The 17,402-nt window shown below is 36.1% G+C and carries 13 protein-coding genes; 3 read left to right on the forward strand and 10 right to left on the reverse strand.

Annotated elements, in window-relative coordinates:
* Positions 1 to 182 precede the first annotated feature (182 nt).
* Positions 183 to 662 carry an outer membrane protein assembly factor BamE gene (locus ACFILN_RS04170; RefSeq protein ID WP_375670975.1) on the forward strand — a complete coding sequence of 160 codons (480 nt, stop codon included), beginning with the start codon at positions 183 to 185 and terminating at the stop codon, positions 660 to 662.
* A 75-nt stretch (positions 663 to 737) separates the two neighbouring features.
* Here the strand turns inward: ACFILN_RS04170 and nusB are convergent, their stop codons facing one another.
* The 6 genes from nusB to glyA form a co-directional block, all read right to left on the reverse strand.
* Positions 738 to 1,208, reverse strand: coding sequence for a transcription antitermination factor NusB (gene nusB / locus ACFILN_RS04175; protein ID WP_273791381.1), 471 nt, complete (start codon positions 1,206 to 1,208; stop codon positions 738 to 740).
* Positions 1,209 to 1,210: 2 nt separating this feature from the next.
* Positions 1,211 to 1,666, reverse strand: a complete 456-nt coding sequence (locus ACFILN_RS04180) for a 6,7-dimethyl-8-ribityllumazine synthase (protein ID WP_273791382.1) — start codon at positions 1,664 to 1,666, stop codon at positions 1,211 to 1,213.
* Positions 1,667 to 1,747: 81 nt separating this feature from the next.
* Entirely contained in the window at positions 1,748 to 2,365 is a 618-nt protein-coding gene (locus ACFILN_RS04185) for a riboflavin synthase (RefSeq protein WP_273791383.1), read from the reverse strand.
* Entirely contained in the window at positions 2,347 to 3,474 is a 1,128-nt protein-coding gene (ribD, locus tag ACFILN_RS04190; protein WP_273791384.1) for a bifunctional diaminohydroxyphosphoribosylaminopyrimidine deaminase/5-amino-6-(5-phosphoribosylamino)uracil reductase RibD, read from the reverse strand. The genes ACFILN_RS04185 and ribD overlap by 19 nt, the downstream gene beginning before the upstream one ends.
* A complete protein-coding gene (gene nrdR / locus ACFILN_RS04195; RefSeq protein WP_273791385.1) occupies positions 3,467 to 3,949 on the reverse strand; it encodes a transcriptional regulator NrdR in 483 nt (160 codons plus the stop codon). The genes ribD and nrdR overlap by 8 nt, the downstream gene beginning before the upstream one ends.
* Before the next feature lie 11 nt (positions 3,950 to 3,960).
* Entirely contained in the window at positions 3,961 to 5,274 is a 1,314-nt protein-coding gene (glyA, locus tag ACFILN_RS04200) for a serine hydroxymethyltransferase (protein ID WP_375631269.1), read from the reverse strand.
* A 323-nt stretch (positions 5,275 to 5,597) separates the two neighbouring features.
* Here glyA and argC point away from each other — a divergent pair, with 323 nt between their 5' ends.
* Positions 5,598 to 6,530, forward strand: coding sequence for an N-acetyl-gamma-glutamyl-phosphate reductase (gene argC, locus ACFILN_RS04205; protein ID WP_375670954.1), 933 nt, complete (start codon positions 5,598 to 5,600; stop codon positions 6,528 to 6,530).
* A 20-nt stretch (positions 6,531 to 6,550) separates the two neighbouring features.
* Here argC and ACFILN_RS04210 read toward each other — a convergent pair whose 3' ends face one another.
* The 4 genes from ACFILN_RS04210 to hfq form a co-directional block, all read right to left on the reverse strand.
* Complete coding sequence (locus ACFILN_RS04210) at positions 6,551 to 7,627, reverse strand: COX15/CtaA family protein (protein ID WP_375663115.1); 1,077 nt, start codon at positions 7,625 to 7,627, stop codon at positions 6,551 to 6,553.
* Positions 7,628 to 7,774: 147 nt separating this feature from the next.
* Positions 7,775 to 9,601 carry a hypothetical protein gene (locus ACFILN_RS04215; protein WP_375670955.1) on the reverse strand — a complete coding sequence of 609 codons (1,827 nt, stop codon included), beginning with the start codon at positions 9,599 to 9,601 and terminating at the stop codon, positions 7,775 to 7,777.
* Positions 9,602 to 9,745: 144 nt separating this feature from the next.
* A complete protein-coding gene (gene hflX / locus ACFILN_RS04220) occupies positions 9,746 to 11,089 on the reverse strand; it encodes a GTPase HflX (RefSeq protein ID WP_375670956.1) in 1,344 nt (447 codons plus the stop codon).
* A gap of 54 nt (positions 11,090 to 11,143) precedes the next feature.
* On the reverse strand, positions 11,144 to 11,383 hold the full coding sequence (gene hfq, locus ACFILN_RS04225) for an RNA chaperone Hfq (RefSeq protein ID WP_005773461.1): 240 nt from the start codon (positions 11,381 to 11,383) through the stop codon (positions 11,144 to 11,146).
* Between the two features lie 654 nt (positions 11,384 to 12,037).
* Here hfq and ACFILN_RS04230 point away from each other — a divergent pair.
* Positions 12,038 to 16,597, forward strand: coding sequence for a hypothetical protein (locus ACFILN_RS04230; protein ID WP_375670958.1), 4,560 nt, complete (start codon positions 12,038 to 12,040; stop codon positions 16,595 to 16,597).
* The last annotated feature ends 805 nt before the right edge of the window (positions 16,598 to 17,402 follow it).

The following is a 17,402-nucleotide window of genomic DNA, read 5'->3' on the forward strand; positions in this document are numbered from 1 at the left end:
TTTTATTTATCTCAAGTATTTATGCATTTTTTTCTTTTCTAAAGAAATTCTATATGGCATAATTTGCTTTATAACAAGGAAACTCAGTGTAAGCTACGGTAGATTAAGTTAAAATTAGAAAAAACTTGAGGTTGCCTTCTTGTCCTACATCTCAGTATAAAAAGGAGATATCATTGTTTCAAATGCCTCACATAATAGCCTTAATCAAACGTAAATTATTAATTGGTCTATCAATAGCAAGCATAGGAATGCTTGCTGGGTGTAGTCTTCTTGATTCTTCAGGTTCGAGCCAAATTTATAGAGAGGGCTATGTTCTTGATAAAAATGCTTTAAGTTCTATCTCTATTGGCTCAAGTCAAGAGCAAGTTCTTTTAACTTTAGGGACCCCTTCATTAAAAACAAAATATGATAATGAAGTTTTTTATTACATCTCACAGACACGTTATCGTGGGATGCAGTTTATGAAAACAAAGATTATTGATCGCAAAGTTTTAGCCATTTACTTCAATAAAAATAATCAGGTTGCAAAAGTTGCAAATTACGGATTACAAGACGGTCAAGTGTTTGATTTTATTACAAAAACAACGCCAACTGTAACAAAAGAACATCCTTTCTTAATTCAAATTATAAAAGGCCCTGCGAATTTGCCACGCCATAACTAAATCATATAGTCTACATACCGTTTCAATATTATAGGTCTGATACTATCAGACCTATAATAGGGGAATTTGTAGCTCTTAGAGGCGAACTTTTTTTGCCATACTGTCGAGAACTGCATTAACAAGTTTCGGTTCATCACCTTCAAAAAACGCCTTTGCTATGTCAACATATTCATTCATGACAACCGCAACGGGGACATCTTTACGGTTGATCAACTCCCATAAACCTGCTCGTAAAATTGCTCGCAATATAGAATCAAGACGTGAAAGAGACCACTCTGCTGAAAGCTGTTGATGAAGCAGAGGATCAAGCTGCTTTTGATCTTTTACAACACCCGTTATAATCGCCAAAAACCATTGAAAATCAGCTTCAAGATACTGCTCTCCATCAATATCTTTTCCCAAGCGATAAGCCTCATACTCAGCTGCCGTTTCCAACACCCCCGAACCCACGATATCCATTTGATAGAGTGCTTGAACTGCAGCGAGTCTTGCTGCTCCACGTTTATTGGCTGAACGCGGAAAATGTCTGCTTTTTATATCAGCCATATTTAACGATTATCTCCAAATCTCTTTTTTAGAGCGATCATACATAAAGCAGCTTCAGCCGCAAAACCACCTTTATTTTTATCATCTAGTTTTGCACGCACCCATGCTTGTTCTTCATTTTCAACAGTCAAAATACCATTTCCAATAGCCAAGTGCTGATGAACAGTTAAATCCATCAATGCACGACAAGAATCATTAGCAACAATTTCAAAATGATATGTTTCACCCCGAATAACACAACCAAGAGCAACATAACCATCATACGATATCTTATTTTTTTCAGCAAAAGCTATTGCACTTGGTATTTCTAATGCTCCAGGAACCGTTACAACATCATAACTTGCTTCAGCTTTTTGCAAAGTATTCACTGCACCTCTCAAAAGCGCATCAGAAATCCCCTCATAAAAACGTGCTTCAACAATCAATACGTGAGGCTTTTTACGTATCTCTTTCATCATAATGGAATTCCACAAAAAACGAATCAAAAAAATCAGGGTTATAAAGCATAAAATTCTGAAAACGATCAAGAAAGTTTTGGCTTATTCATCTTCTCTTTTTAAAGCTAAAATTTTTGCAGCATAACGAGCAAGTTGATCAATTTCCAAATTGACCCGATCTCCAATTTTAGCTTGTCCCCACGTTGTCATTTCGAGTGTATGGCGAATAATAAGAACATCAAAAACACAGTCCTCAACACCATTAACAGTTAAAGATGTCCCATTAAGAGCAATAGATCCCTTATTAACAATGAACGGCATAAATTGTCTTGAAACTTTTAAATAAAAACGAATTGCATCCCCTTCATTTTTTTGATCAATGATTTCAGCCAAACCATCAATATGACCAGAAACCAAATGTCCTCCCATTTCATCACCCAATCGAAGCGAACGTTCCAAATTAACAAAAGTTCCTTTTATCCATTGTGCAAGATTCGTTAAACGTAATGTTTCTTCCCACGCCTCGACAACAAACCAATTGGAATCTTCTTGTTTTAATCCTCGTTCTACAATTGTCAGACAAATTCCTGAACAAGCAATTGACGCGCCAATTGCTAAGCTTTCTATAGCATAGCGGGTAGAAATCTTTAAACGCATCCCCTGCTTTAAAGGTTGAACATCTTCAACACAACCAATATCCGTTATAATTCCTGTGAACATAATGTCTTACGTCTCCACTTATAAAAACGGTCATTTCCAAACATTCTTGTCTCAATCTCATGAAACTGCGAGAGATAATTTCCAAAATGAGGGGCTTCAATACGATTTTTGCCTAAAACAATGGGGGTATGAAAACATATCAAATGATCAACACAACCAGCATTCAAAAATTTTTCCCCTGTCTTGACGCCCCCTTCCAATAAAACACTATTAATCCCATGTTTATAAAGCATCTGTAAAAGAGCAAAGGGTTCTACACAACCATTGTTCATCTCGACCGAATAAACAGACACACCATATTGCTCCAATGCATTTTTTTTGCTTTTCTTTGAAAGATCCACATCACAAATAACCCATGTAGGAATTTTTATGGCTGTTTGGACAACTTTTGCATCAAGGGGGATAGATAAATCTGCATCCAAAATAATACGAATTGGTGAGCGCATCTCCATCCCTGGCAAGCGGCAATTGAGTTGTGGATCATCTGCTAATATAGTACCAATACCAACGAGGATAGCATTATTTTGAGCACGTAGAATATGCGTATGGGCATGAGAAAGTGTTCCACTAATTTTTACGCTGCCCTTCTCTCTTTTTCCAACACCATTATCGGCAGAAATTGCCATTTTAAAAGTAACCGCACAGCGTTGTATCTTCCTTATGCACCAATGCGTCCATAAGGATTCAAAAGCCTCTTCAGCTAAAATGCCCTCAACCACTTCAATACCCGCCGCTCGTAAAAGAGCAATACCATGACCATCAACACGCTTGTCACAATCAGTCAGCGCAACAACAACTCGAGAAACACCTGAATCAATAAGTGCATTCACACATGGCGAAGTTTTTCCATAATGCGCACAAGGTTCTAAAGTAACGTAAGCAGTCGCTCCTTGAGCCAAAGAACCTGCCATGTGTAAAGCTTGCACTTCCGCATGAGGACTCCCATGAATAGCTGTTACGCCATAGCCAACAATAAAAGCTCCCGCACCATTATCGTTTTGCACAATTAACGTACCAACAGAAGGATTCCCACCTGTAAGACCGACATGACGTTCTGCTAAACGAATAGCTGCAGCCATAAACCGTTCATCTTGCACTTTTTTATTCATCAAAACGAGATTCTGTATCCGCGATACCCTTTGACAATTCATCTATAACATCGTGAAAATCGCTTGCATTACGAAAATCTCGATACACAGAAGCAAAACGAATATAAGCAATATCATCAATTCTCTTCAATGCTTCCATCACAAGACGTCCAATTTTTTCTGAAGAAATCTCTGGTTCTCCCAAACTTTCAAGCTGACGTACAATGCCAGAAATTGCTCGTTCAATATGATCAGGATCAATATTGCGCTTACGTACAGCCACATCAACTGATCGCATTAACTTATCACGATCGAAGGGTTCACATCGTCCACTTTTTTTAGCAACCAAGAGCTCGCGCAACTGAACACGTTCAAAAGTTGTAAAACGACCACCACAAACGGAACACACACGACGGCGGCGAATCACTGCCCCCTCTTCTGCTGGACGTGAGTCTTTAACCTGTGTATCCTCATATTGGCAGTAAGGACAGCGCATCCTTTGTATCCTTAACGAGTGCTAAGATAAGAGTAAAGAGGAAATTGATTCGTTATATCTTTTACCTTTTTCTCAACAGCCATTTCAACAGCATGATTATCTTCATCACTTTTTGCGCTCCGAAGACCATCAAGAACTTCTGAAATCAGATGACCAACTTGAATAAACTCTTTTTCTAAAAAACCACGCGTTGTGGTAGCAGGTGATCCCAAACGAATTCCCGATGTTATAGATGGCGTTTCAGAATCAAAAGGAATACCATTTTTATTGCAGGTAATATGAGCGCGTCCCAAAGCCAATTCAGCACGTTTACCTGTTAGATTTTTGGAACGTAAATCAACCAACAACAAATGATTATCTGTACCACCAGAAACAATATTAAAACCATTACTCTGTAATGTTTTTGCTAAAGTTTTCGCATTAGCGACAACATTGGCACTGTAACTCTTGAAAGAGGGACGCAAAGCCTCCTCAAACGCAACAGCCTTTGCGGCAATCACATGCATTAAAGGACCACCCTGAAGACCAGGAAAAATTGCAGAATTAATTTTTTTGGATAAAGCCTCATCATTTGTCAATATTAAACCACCACGAGGACCTCGAAGCGACTTATGTGTTGTTGTTGTTACAATATGCGCATGTGGAACAGGTGAAGGATGCACGCCACCAGCAACAAGACCAGCAATATGAGACATATCAACGAGTAGATGAGCACCAATCTCATCTGCAATTTCACGGAATCGCTTCCAGTCCCATAGCCGTGGATAAGATGAACCACCCGCTATAATAAGTTTGGGCTTACGCTCTTTTGCCAGCTGCTCAACTTCATCCATATCAATAATCTGATCTTCTCTACGTACACCATAGGAAACAACATCAAACCATTTTCCTGACATATTAACAGATGAACCATGCGTAAGGTGACCACCAGCATTTAAATCTAATCCCATAAATGTGTCATTAGGCTTCAGTAAAGCTAAAAAGACAGCTTGATTCATTTGGCTACCAGAATTAGGCTGTACATTCGCAAAAGCAGCACCGAAAAGCTGTTTTGCCCTTTCAATGGCTAAATCTTCAACGACATCAACAAATTGACATCCACCATAGTAGCGGTTTCTTGGATAACCTTCTGCATACTTATTAGTTAAAACAGACCCCTGCGCTTCAAGAACCGCTCTTGAAACAATGTTCTCTGAAGCAATCAGTTCAATTTCATGTTGTTGACGCTCAAACTCCCCTCTAATTGCATCAAAAATTGCACCATCAACAGTTTGTAAACTATCATTAAAAAAGCGCTTTTGTGCGTCATTTTCTTGCTGAGTCATAAAACACATTCCTAACATAAAAAAATAAAGTCAAGAAACGATAACACAGCAAACCATGCAAACCAAACATTTTAAACTACTTACACTCAAAAATAATGAAGCAAATATTTATCTTATTCTTTGTTATAAAAACAGCGAAAAACTTCCCTCTCAAGAATGGTAAAAAATGAGATTACATTTCTTTTTTTACACTCTTAATTTGTTTACACCTTTTACAAAAAATATCTATAATCTAAAGAAATTCAATAATTTAATGATTAGAAATAATTTATAATGTGAAAAGCTGAATATAATAGGCAAAGTTAATACGAAGGCAAATAAGAATGCTAACCAAAGTTTTTATTGATGGTGAACATGGCACAACCGGACTACAAATACAAAAACGCTTAGAAAGGCGTACAGATTTAAAACTACTCTCTCTAGCTCATAAAGATCGCCATAATGTTCATCTGCGACAAGACTATCTTAATCAAGCCGATATTGCTATTTTGTGTCTTCCAGATGATGCTGCACGCGAAACAGTTCATTGGCTTAAAAAAAATAAAAACATTAGGATTATTGATAGCTCGACAGCCCACCGTATTGCACCAGACTGGGTTTACGGTTTTCCTGAAATGACAGCAGGACAAAGAAAGCGCATCCAAGCTGCACATTATGTAACCAATCCCGGATGCTACCCTACCGGGGCCATTAGTTTGATTCGCCCCCTCCGTGAAGCAGGACTACTAGACGCCTATTATCCCATCTCGATTAATGCAATCTCCGGCTATACTGGTGGTGGGAAACAGTTGATTTTACAAATGGAAAATCAATCTCAACAAAATATTCAGGACAATTATTTTATCTATGGTCTTAATCTTGAACACAAACATGTGCCAGAAATCAAAATCTATGGACAAATCAATCAAACCCCACTTTTTATACCAAGTGTGGGTCGTTTTTCTCAGGGAATGATTGTGAATCTTCCTCTGCACCGCCATTTATTCACAAAATCAGCAAACTGTTCTGATTTGCGCGAAATTCTCGCAAACCATTACGATGGACAAAATACCATTTTAGTTGCATCACAAGAAGAAACTGCTTCACTTCAAAGACTTAATCCAGAGTGTTTAGCCAATAAAGATGATATGAAACTGTTCGTATTTGGAAATGATCGTGAAGGTATTTTTAATCTCAGCGCCATATTCGATAATTTAGGAAAAGGCGCATCAGCTGCGGCTATACAAAACCTCGATTTAATGCTTTCAAGCGACTAAACCTCCTTAAACACAAACTTTTATTCAACAACGCGATATGCCCCTTTTGTTGCTCGCCAGTGCGCAACCGCAAAACATAACACTGCTAGTGCCATACTTTGATGAATGAGCCCTAAACTTATCGGAACCTCATGTAACAGTGTTAAGATACCCAAGAGTGCTTGGATAATAATCATAACACAGATAAGAAATGCACGACGAGAATGAGTTGAATGTGGAACATTTTTTTGTACATAGAAAGCATGAACAACTGAGACAATAAATAAAAAATAAGAAAAAAACCGATGAATAAATTGAACCATTAAGGAATTTTCGAATAAATTGAGCCAAACAGGACGATGCTGCAACAATCCATCAGGAATAATCTGCCCATCCATAAGCGGCCATGTATTATAGACTTTTCCAGCATGAAGCCCTGCAACCAAAGCTCCGAAATAAATCTCTATCAAGACGAGAATAACAAGCCAAGCCGCAAAATATTGCACCTTTTGATTTGCTGGCTTTTCTGAGTATTCTGCAAGTCCTCGAGATAAATAAGTAACAAAAACAATAACAAAACATGCCGTTATAAGATGAAATGCCAAACGATATTGGCTCACACTTGTTAAATTACTTTGCCCAATCCCTGAAGCAACCATCCACCAACCAATAAAGCCTTGAAAGGCGATAAGAATAGGCACGACAATAAGCGGAAGTAAGATATTTTTTTCAACACGCTTAGTCGCCCAAAACCAAATGAGCCCCAATAAAGCAACAAGACCAACAAGACGCCCAAGAAAACGATGCGCCCATTCCCACCAAAAAATGACCTTAAAAGCACTTAAAGTCATATCAGGATTAAGCAGCTTATACTGTGCTATCTGTTGATATTTTAAAAATTCCTCTTGCCATTGATCCGCACCAATCGGTGGAATAACGCCATGTATTGGCTTCCATTCCGTTATAGATAATCCTGATCCCGTCAAACGAGTAGCGCCACCCACTAAGACAATTGCCAAACAAAGCAATAAAATAGAGTAAAGCCACACCTGTATTTGTTTTCTATTTTTCTTTTGCACAGGTGTTAAAATGCTATTGTTTAATCTCTTTACTGCCATCTCTGATTGCCCCACGCTTCTCTCCAACTAAAATGCATTTTAAAATTTAAACATTAACTCTTTGTCTATTTTAGTATGTACTACAACTTTAGCAAAAAACAAGCATACCACTATAACATGCGATACATATTTCTTTTTTTACGAAGCTTATGATGCAACAATGCGATAAACAGTCTTTGGAAAGCTGTCTACCATCCGCATCATCCATTCTTGTTCATTAAGAACAGTATTACAAATATAATAGTCTGTTAGCTCTGCAAATTGCTCAAATCCATATTTTGGTTCACTTGCCATCTCTAGGATGATAAAATCATATTCTTTTTTAAATTCTTGTAATATATGAGAAATATCATTTGAAAAATCTTGTGCAGAAATAGCACTTGTTAACCCCTGAGGAAGAATATCAACCCCCGTATCATAATCACGGTAAATAACATCATGCAACTTGGCATTGCCCGTTAAAATATCACTCAGTCCGCGATGTGGGCCAATGACTTTCTCTATTTGTTGACCAGAAATATCGACCAACAAAATTGTTTTATTCTCTTTTGTGAGATGAAGTGAAAGCTTTGCCGCTGTCCGTGCAGCCTCTGGTCCAATGATTGAAACAATGGTTGAAGCACGCCATTTCAAAACATCAGATAATCCCTCTATCGTAATAAAAGCTTCAAAATTTTTCATTTCTTGAGAGACTAAAATACTCTCATTCTTCTTAAGAGCATTTTCTTTTGATCTCAAATCCTCTTCTGAGAGTTGGTCTTTTTTGCTTTTAAAGCACGGATAAAATAACAATATTCCTAGCAAAAGAGTAAGGAAGCTGGCCAATGCACTCACAAGAATATTTTTTCCATAAAGAGCCATAAAAGAAATTGGTGCTAACGTTGTTGGCATAACCACGTGGATATTTGTATTTTGTAAGAGAAGAGGATCATCACTCAATCTCCGATATGAATCAATAATTTTTTCTCTTCGTTGAGCAGACTTGCTCATCGCTTCATTTTGTGCATCGACTGCTGCTTTTATTTTATTTTCAAACTCGTTAAATATTTCATTCAAAGATTGGGATTGATCTTTTACAAAAAAGTTTATTCTTTTTTTGAGCTGTTTTTCTAATTCCGTTGCAATAACCTCATCTGAATGAACTTGATAAACGATTTGTAAAATTTTATTTTTTAATTGATGAGAAACTGTCTCTAATTCTGCAGTCATCGCTTTAATTTGAGGATGTGTCCACCCCAGTTGCGCAGCCATATGTGCTCTTTGTGTTTCCAAGAGGTCACGTTTAGATTCCAGAGAAACAATTGCTGAATTGCCTGCAATAAACGATAAAGACAGTAAAGACTGCCCATTTTCACGCATCATATTAATTGTTGAATTCAAACTTGTTAAATGAATACGCTTTAAAGTTGCTTGCGTTAATTGCATCGAAAGATCATGAAGCTCTGTTTGTTTTACACCATGCTGAATAAAAGAATCAACAGATTTACGAAATTCCTGCACGATATTAACGATTGCAGTATTATCATATTGTTTGTCTTCTAATTTATCATTTAACAAAAATTGTTTCTGTTTTATGATTGCTTGTGAAAATGCGGAAAACCAAATTTCCAACCCACGTTGAGCTGCTTCAAGTGTCTCGGCTTCAAAAGTAAGATCGATAAAATCACCATGACGCGATAAATGGATATTTTCATGATTTTTTTTCTTATAAGAAGCACTTAAAGAAAAATTCGAATCATTGAAGAACATAGGCTGTGAAAACAAAAAAGCGATAACATCGTCTTGCTTTTTAATTGGTAATGGTTTTCCTACAGAATCAGATAATGAAAATACTAAAGTTGCTTGGTAACCACGGGGCTGGACAAAATAATACAACCAAATCAAAGATACACATAGCATTTGTAATAGCAAAACAATCAAAATGCTTCGCCATACGGTACGTACGAATAGTCTTTTATTACACTTAAGACTCATCTTTATTTTAACCAGCAAAATACTTCTTCATATTGTTTTATTAAGAGAAAGTAGTAACTATCCTCTTAATTTGCTGTCATATTATTTTGAGATAAGAAAAACATAAAATTTAAGCATAAATGTTCGACAATAGCTTTAAAGAACTTAATTCATATTTTTTTTGATATTCTCTAATTGCTTTTTTGCTTCAGAAGTAATAACGGCTCTAATGGTAATAGACCCATCATCATGTCCTTCTTGCACTATTTCCGCAGAGTTTTCATAAAACCAATCGATAAGCGACATTTCATGAGGCTGTAAAAGATATTCAATGCTTTGCACCTCTCCAAAAATTCGCATTTCAATAGCTCTTAATAATTGATCAAGTCCATCCCCTTTAAGTGCTGATACCATGAGAGCAGGATTTAATCGTGTTTTTGCGCTTGTTTGTAAAACACTCAATGCTTGCCCATCCAACATATCAATCTTGTTCCAAACTTCTATGATATGCTCCATATCATCAATATCGATATCAAGACTTGAAAGCACTTCTAAAACATCTTGAGCATGTGCTCGATGATCAAGATCTGACATATCTCTTACATGAAGAATGAGATCCGCTTCAACCACTTCTTCAAGGGTTGCTCTAAAAGCTGCAATCAAATTTGTTGGCAAATTAGAAATAAACCCTACAGTATCAGACAAAAGAATAGTTTTTCCATGGGGAAGAACAACTTTGCGCAAAGTCGGATCAAGCGTTGCAAATAACATATTCTTTGCTAAAACATCTGCACCGCTTAAACAGTTAAAGAGAGTTGACTTTCCTGTATTCGTATATCCTACCAGTGCCACAACAGGATAAGATGTTTTTTTCCTTTTTGCTCTATGAAGTGCACGTGTTTTAATAACCGTTTCTAATTCGCGGCGAATACGAATAATTTTCTCTTGTAAAAGACGCCTATCTGCTTCAATTTGCGTCTCACCAGGTCCACCTAGGAAGCCACGCCCCCCCCGTTGCCTTTCCAAGTGTGTCCAACTACGCACAAGCCTCCCTTTTTGATAGGACAAACGCGCTAACTCTACTTGCAAAACTCCTTCTTTTGTTCGTGCACGATCCCCAAAAATTTCAAGAATCAAAGCCGTTCTATCGATAACTTTACAATTCCATAATTTTTCTAAATTACGCTGCTGTACTGGCGTTAAAAAGTGATCTACAATCGCAAGCTCAATAGAATATTCATCTATATAACAGGTTAACGCATCTACTTTACCTTTTCCAAAGAGAGTCGCAGAGCGAGGCGTTGCAATATTAATCGTTTCATAATTAACAACTTCTAACCCTATAGCACGCGCTAACCCTAATGACTCTTTAACACGAGAAGATACAGAACACTCTCTCAAAGAGCTTTCACTTCTATTTTCTTGAAAAAACGGTATCAAAACAAGTGCGCGCACCTGTCCTGTGTTCTGCGCAAATACCCCTCCTAATCTCTCATTTTCATTTATCATAGCAATCTAAGTACTTTTAAAATGGGATAAGAGGTCTATCTTAAAATGATATGTTTACTCAGGACTTTCACCCTCAAACATCTGTACAGGCTGCCCAGGCATAATCGTAGAAATAGCATGCTTATAAACCAATTGCGCGTGTCCATCTCGGCGTAAAAGAACACAAAAATTATCAAATGAAGTTACAATACCCGTGAGTTTAACGCCATTGACAAGAAAAATTGTAAGGGAAATTTTTTGCTTACGCACCGTATTTAAAAACACATCTTGTAGGTGTTGTGATCGCTCTGCCATTATTCTTACACCTTTATCTAGATTGCATAAAATATTCGTGCATGCATATCGACTGAAAAATATCCAATTGTCAACGTAGAAGCTTCAAAATTCAGCAACAAACAACTGAAATTAGAGAAAAAACGGCTCTTTAAGGCAATAATAAAGTACAGCTTACGAAAAGCTATACTAAATTAAAAATTTTTCCACGTTTACTTTTTTATGAGCTTACAATTCAAAGGCATACTTTTATACGTCCTAAGCTATTACAGACTATATGTGATGATGAAACTGCTTCGTTTAGAATCAATAAAAGTAAGCGGACAACAACATTTATTAACGATTATCGGTATTAAAGAGAGGCGTTCGCACCTTACTGTATATATAACTGCTATTAAATTGTCCTTATTTCAAAGACTGCCGGCTTATAAAGCTTTTTATAAACACAAGTTGTAAACAGTATTTTTGTTTTTGTTAGATTTAAATAATAAATTGTTTTTACTATATTTTATAACATTTTTAAACAGGGTATAAGAAACTGCGTTAACTTTATCTTGATAAGTTTTTAAAATTTTTCCCTAAGCATATTCCTTTCTAAATAATTAACAGCTAGTATATAGAAATTATGTGGAAGAGGACGTATCCCTTTTCCGGCTGTAAGAGTACGAGGCGAGTATGGCACGCAGAACCAAATTGCAAACATTTGAAGTTGAAGTTGAAGAAGCCCTCACAAAAGCTATGAACTTTGATTTCGATGACACAGGATTTGAAACGATATCATCCAATAATTCTGAAAATGTTGTTAATGTTGATGATCTGATTCAAAAAATTGCAATGGCAGAAGAAGAATTTTTTGCTGAAAACGGTACGTCAACTTTTGTTTCTAATATTCATGATGAAGCTGTTATTGATAAATCCGTTGTTGAACAGCTTTTTGCTCCAAAACCTTCACCTGATATTTCAGGTGGAACTGTTCATAATACATTATTGCCTACAAAACTTCTTCCTGCAAATGATGATATAACAACCCCTGTAAATTTTGGACCATTCAAGCAGCGTTCTTCCTCTCGAGTCTACTGGTATACAACAGCGCTTAGTGCTTTATGGGCAACGGGAGGAGCTTTTATTGCGCATAAGCTCGCACCTACCGGACTCAGCTCTTTATCCAATATCAGCACTTTTGTTACATCCCCAACAGGACTTGCTGTAGCAGCCGGAACAGCAATTCCTATCCTTATATCTTGGGGCGTTGCTCAATTAACAAAACGTTCAAACGACTTGCATAATATTGCGCTTCTTATGACCAATGCTGCACAGCGCCTTAGTGAACCACAACATCTATCTGAAAAACAAGCTATTGCTATAGGGCAAACCATTCGTGAAGAAGTAGCGGCAATGAACGAAGGTATTGAACGTACCCTCGGACGTGCTGTTGAACTTGAAGCAATCATACAAGGTGAAGTTCACAATCTAGAACAAGCCTATGCTGAGAATGAATCACGCATTCACACATTAATCAAAGAATTGAGTAATGAACGCATAGCCATTTTGAATCACGCAGATCGCGTACAATCAACAATTAAAGGAACCCAAGAACAACTGAGTGATGAATTTGGTTTGGTTACCTCTAACATTGTGACCAATGTTGAAAAGCTTGCACAAACCCTTTCTCAAACTTTACAAAAACAAGGTGAAGACCTTGTTGAAAAACTTTCCTATGCCGGTGATGGCGTAACAAATCAACTTGTTGAAAAATTTAACAAAACAACAACACAAATTCAGCAGAAAAACACGGAATTTTTTCATGAATTAGGAAAAAACTTTGATGGTTTTGCAAAACGATTTGATCATAATGAAAAACAAATAGAAAAAACCTTTAATGAAACAGCAGAAAAAGCGGAAGTACATGTTGCTAAAATTGCAACACATATACAAGCAGTAACAGATCAAACTTTGCACGCTGTCGATGAAAAGTTTAAAGCCTTGGATAAAGCTCTTATTGATCGTAATAATCAATCTCTACAGAATTTTGATGAGAAGATCTTAAAGCTCGACGACCAAGCACATAAACTCTCTTCTAAATTTGATAACGTAACCTCGCAAGCAATTGGAGCCTTTGAACAACGTTTAGCAACTGTTGATCTTTCTCTTAAAGAACATAGTGATTCCATCATTGATTCCTTTATAGAACGCAGTCAGGCTTTAGAGGATAATGCTGAAAAACTTGGTAACTTCTTGGAAGCTCATGTCTTGAAAATAAATGAGAACCTCCAAGAAAAAACAGCAGACATTACCCATGCATTTACAAATGGACGTGAAGCTATTCTTTCTGCAATTGATAAAAGTAAAGAAAGTCTGAGAGAAGAAATTCAATATGTCGACAATGCCATTGTTGATATCATACAAGAACGTTCACAAGATTTTAAAGTACAACTTTCTGATCAACGAGCTCTTATGGCAGACATGCTCGATAACGAGAAAAATAAAATTGCGGATACATTAAGAAATCAAATTGATGTTTTGTCCCAAAATACTTCTCATATTGAAAAAGTTTTGGCTGATAATGTTCAAGTCGTTGATAAACAAGCTGAAAATCATATTACAAACATCATTCAATGCACTGAAAAGCTACAAGATGTCATTGTACAAAGCTGCAATACAACCCAAGATGCTTTAGAAGCACAGGCGAGAAATATTGATATCCGTGCCGATGCTCTGCGCGACTCTTTAGCGATTAATAGTTTTTCTCTCAATGAAGTTCTTGCCGATCAAGCACGCACACTTGAGCAACGCATGGAAACAATCCATAACCTCATTGCAAAAAGTGATATACGTGTCGATGTTGCATTGAAACAACAAATAGATTTAGTTGAGAGTGCAATTGTCGCCAATAATAAAAACATTACTGAAACGGTTCAAGATCATATCAGAAACCTTGAAAACCATGCCGAAATTTTAAAGAATACTCTTTCTCAATCGAGTGGTGTTTTCTTTGAAACCCTTGAAACACGTATGGAATCATTTGATACAGATCTAGAAGATCGTGCACACAAAATTTTTGAACGAACAACAACGCTAGAGGAAACATTATCTGAAAAATTCAGCCAAATCTGTGAAGCCATTGATATGCAAACATCTGTTATTGAGGAACGTTCTGACACGTTAAAAACGTCTCTCATTTTTAATAATGAGCAAAGTCAGATAATTCAACAAGCGCTGGAAAGTAGTGTTGACAATATGCGTGTAACCTTAGAAGACTCTGTTAATACAGTTACAGATAACCTGCATAATAAGATTATAAAAGCTTCTGATATTCTTTCTTCTACGAGTGAACAAATTCTTTCATCTGTTACAAATGTTACTGCACAAGCAGAAAATATTCTCTCAGAATCAGGCAATCGCATTGTATCAAATGTCAAAAAAACTGTTTATGATACCAGTGAAAAAGTTCTGTCCGTTCTGTCTGAACAAACAGCGCATACTGTCGAAGCTTTCGCAACAGCCAGTCATAATGCACAAGCATTATTGAATGAAACTATTCACACATCAACAACAGCAATAGAGCAAGTCCTTAATGAACGCTGTGATGTTCTTCATCACTCTATGCAAAATCTTAAAAATAATTTAGGATATCAGCTCTCTGATGTCACGAGCCGTCTGGAAGATGCTGGAAATCAAACAACAACACAAATTTCACAACATGTTGGAAAAATAACAGAGCTTACAAATCACTTAAATCAAGCAGCGCAAAATACGACAGAATCAATTGATTCTTTAACACAGCATATCGGTGAACAACTCTCTCTTTCCACACAAGATGCTGAACAAAGAATTTATGCACATAATGAATCTTTAGTGAATAGCTTAACCAAAGCCAACTCTGAAACACTTCAAACAATAACGATTATGAAGGAAGAGCTTGTTAATAATGTCTCATCCATCTTAACACAGTTGAATCAATCAATTCACAATTTTCACGAAAATAGTAATGTTTTATTATCGGCTGTTCAAAATATTGATGGGCAGTTTAATGAGAGTACGAATAATTTTTTCCGCAACACGGACCAAGTAGCAGAGCGTTTGTCAGCCTCAAATCAAGCGCTCAATACTAATGTTGAAATTCTGCAAGGACTTTCAAAGAGTACCTTTGAACAAATTAATCATATAACGAGCAGTTTTGGTGAACATGCAAAGACACTTTCCCAAACTATTCATGTTCTTGAACAGTCTGAAAATTCACTTAGTGCAACACTTGAAGAAAAACATAATACGCTTTCTGTATTAAGCGATGCTCTTGTTTCAAAGTCTCATGAAATTAATCAAATGATTGGGCATTATGAAAAAATCTTCAACTTAGCACTTGAACGCTCTGATAAGAATGCGCGTAACTCCACAAATTCATTCCAACAATCACTTAATAAGCTTGTTAGTGAAGCATCAACGCGTTTTTCAGAAGCAGCAGAAGATATACGTCGCTCCGCTGATGAAGTTCGTTTAGAGCTTTCAAAGATTAATAATGATATCAATGAAAATGTAAAAAAACTTCCAGAAAAAACAAAAGAAACAACGCAAACAATTCGCACAGCTTTGAATGAACAGATTACAGCGTTACAAGATTTAGTCAGTGTTATACAAAATGATCAAAAGAGCGTACAAAAACAGCTAATATCAGCATTTCCTACATCATCAATATTTAATCAAAAAAGTGACAGTTCCACTGAGTCTGTTAAAAAGATTGTGCCACCTAAGCCTATCTTGCAACAAGATCAAAGCAAAAAAAGACCAAATAAATGGGTATCAAATCTCTTAGAAAGAGCTTCACGTGAAGAAACATTTTATGATGCTCCCCCTAGTGATGATGTTTTAACATCAGTGCAAACAAAACCATCTCCTGCAAACTGCTCTCTTAATTCATTAGCTTCTGGTATAGTGCAAGCTATTAATCACAATGCCATTGTTGAGCTATGGGATCATTATCAACGTGGACAAAAAAACATCGTAACAGAACGCCTTTACACCTTAAATGGACAAAAAATATTTGAAATGATTAAGAAAAAATATATGAGCGATTTTGGGTTTAAACGTTCAGTGAATCAATATGTTACAGATTTCGAAAAGCTCTTACGTGATATATCGCGCAGTTCTGGCTCTTCCAACTCAGTTCGCAAGTACTTGATATCAGATACCGGAAAAGTTTACACTATGCTTGCTCATGCAAGTGGTCGAATCCAATAACAAATAAGAAAAGTGGAAAAAATATTTTTCCACTTTCTCTCTCTCCAGTTGTTTTAATGACTTATCATAGAGTACTTTTCTTTCAACTGTAGCTTTGTACTTCAAAGGTTGGGATAATTGGCATGCGGGTTTTCTTTGATATCCTAAGCAATAACCCTAAAGAAGCGTAATGGCTTATCAAACAACATATCATTCTAAGAATGATAAAGCATGTTTTCTATTTCCTTATCTTTTCTTAACTTCTTTATTTTTCATAGTTTCATAAAGGTACAAAATCGGTAATAATTATTTTTATTAATTGTGAAAAAAATTCATGCTTTTGTATTAAAATAGCTTATAGAAACACTTCTATTTATTTTTTTAATATTTTTATCCACATATTACTCTCGTTTGAATTATGTAAGTAAATGTTTTTTTATTATATTAGGTGAATTTGAAATAAAAGAAGCTTATTGTATTCAAATTTCCTATTCAACATACGAGATGATTCATTATAAATTATAAAGTAACGCATTATACGGAATATATGAACTTTAGGTATAAAACATGCAATTACAGCTGTTTCGGATATACTTTTCGTTTATTAAAACACAGATTTGTAAGTATATTAAAAATATACAGCTCGCATTATTAAGAGTTCAATTGAATAATAAACAAAATGACTTCCATTTTTAAAGTTCCAGTTTCCTTTTAAATAGCTGCAAAAACAATTTATAAATTGCAAATTGTTATTTAAAATTTCTTCTATCTCCCTATAGAAATTTAAATAAAGAAGATGAAGTTAATAGAAAACACTCTTCTTTTT

Source organism: Bartonella sp. CL434QHHD, from assembly GCF_042195145.1.
Lineage (GTDB): Bacteria > Pseudomonadota > Alphaproteobacteria > Rhizobiales > Rhizobiaceae > Bartonella.

What these genes read in the sequence shown, in the direction of transcription:
- glyA (WP_375631269.1), bottom strand. Translation starts at nt 5,274, where the DNA reads ATGACTCAGCAAGAAAATGACGCACAAAAGCGCTTTTTTAATGATAGT.
- ACFILN_RS04230 (WP_375670958.1), top strand. Translation starts at nt 12,038, where the DNA reads ATGGCACGCAGAACCAAATTGCAAACATTTGAAGTTGAAGTTGAAGAA.
- ACFILN_RS04180 (WP_273791382.1), bottom strand. Translation starts at nt 1,666, where the DNA reads ATGATGAAAGAGATACGTAAAAAGCCTCACGTATTGATTGTTGAAGCA.
- hfq (WP_005773461.1), bottom strand. Translation starts at nt 11,383, where the DNA reads ATGGCAGAGCGATCACAACACCTACAAGATGTGTTTTTAAATACGGTG.
- nrdR (WP_273791385.1), bottom strand. Translation starts at nt 3,949, where the DNA reads ATGCGCTGTCCTTACTGCCAATATGAGGATACACAGGTTAAAGACTCA.
- nusB (WP_273791381.1), bottom strand. Translation starts at nt 1,208, where the DNA reads ATGGCTGATATAAAAAGCAGACATTTTCCGCGTTCAGCCAATAAACGT.
- ACFILN_RS04170 (WP_375670975.1), top strand. Translation starts at nt 183, where the DNA reads ATGCCTCACATAATAGCCTTAATCAAACGTAAATTATTAATTGGTCTA.
- ACFILN_RS04215 (WP_375670955.1), bottom strand. Translation starts at nt 9,601, where the DNA reads ATGAGTCTTAAGTGTAATAAAAGACTATTCGTACGTACCGTATGGCGA.
- ACFILN_RS04185 (WP_273791383.1), bottom strand. Translation starts at nt 2,365, where the DNA reads ATGTTCACAGGAATTATAACGGATATTGGTTGTGTTGAAGATGTTCAA.
- ACFILN_RS04210 (WP_375663115.1), bottom strand. Translation starts at nt 7,627, where the DNA reads ATGGCAGTAAAGAGATTAAACAATAGCATTTTAACACCTGTGCAAAAG.
- ribD (WP_273791384.1), bottom strand. Translation starts at nt 3,474, where the DNA reads ATGAATAAAAAAGTGCAAGATGAACGGTTTATGGCTGCAGCTATTCGT.
- argC (WP_375670954.1), top strand. Translation starts at nt 5,598, where the DNA reads ATGCTAACCAAAGTTTTTATTGATGGTGAACATGGCACAACCGGACTA.
- hflX (WP_375670956.1), bottom strand. Translation starts at nt 11,089, where the DNA reads ATGATAAATGAAAATGAGAGATTAGGAGGGGTATTTGCGCAGAACACA.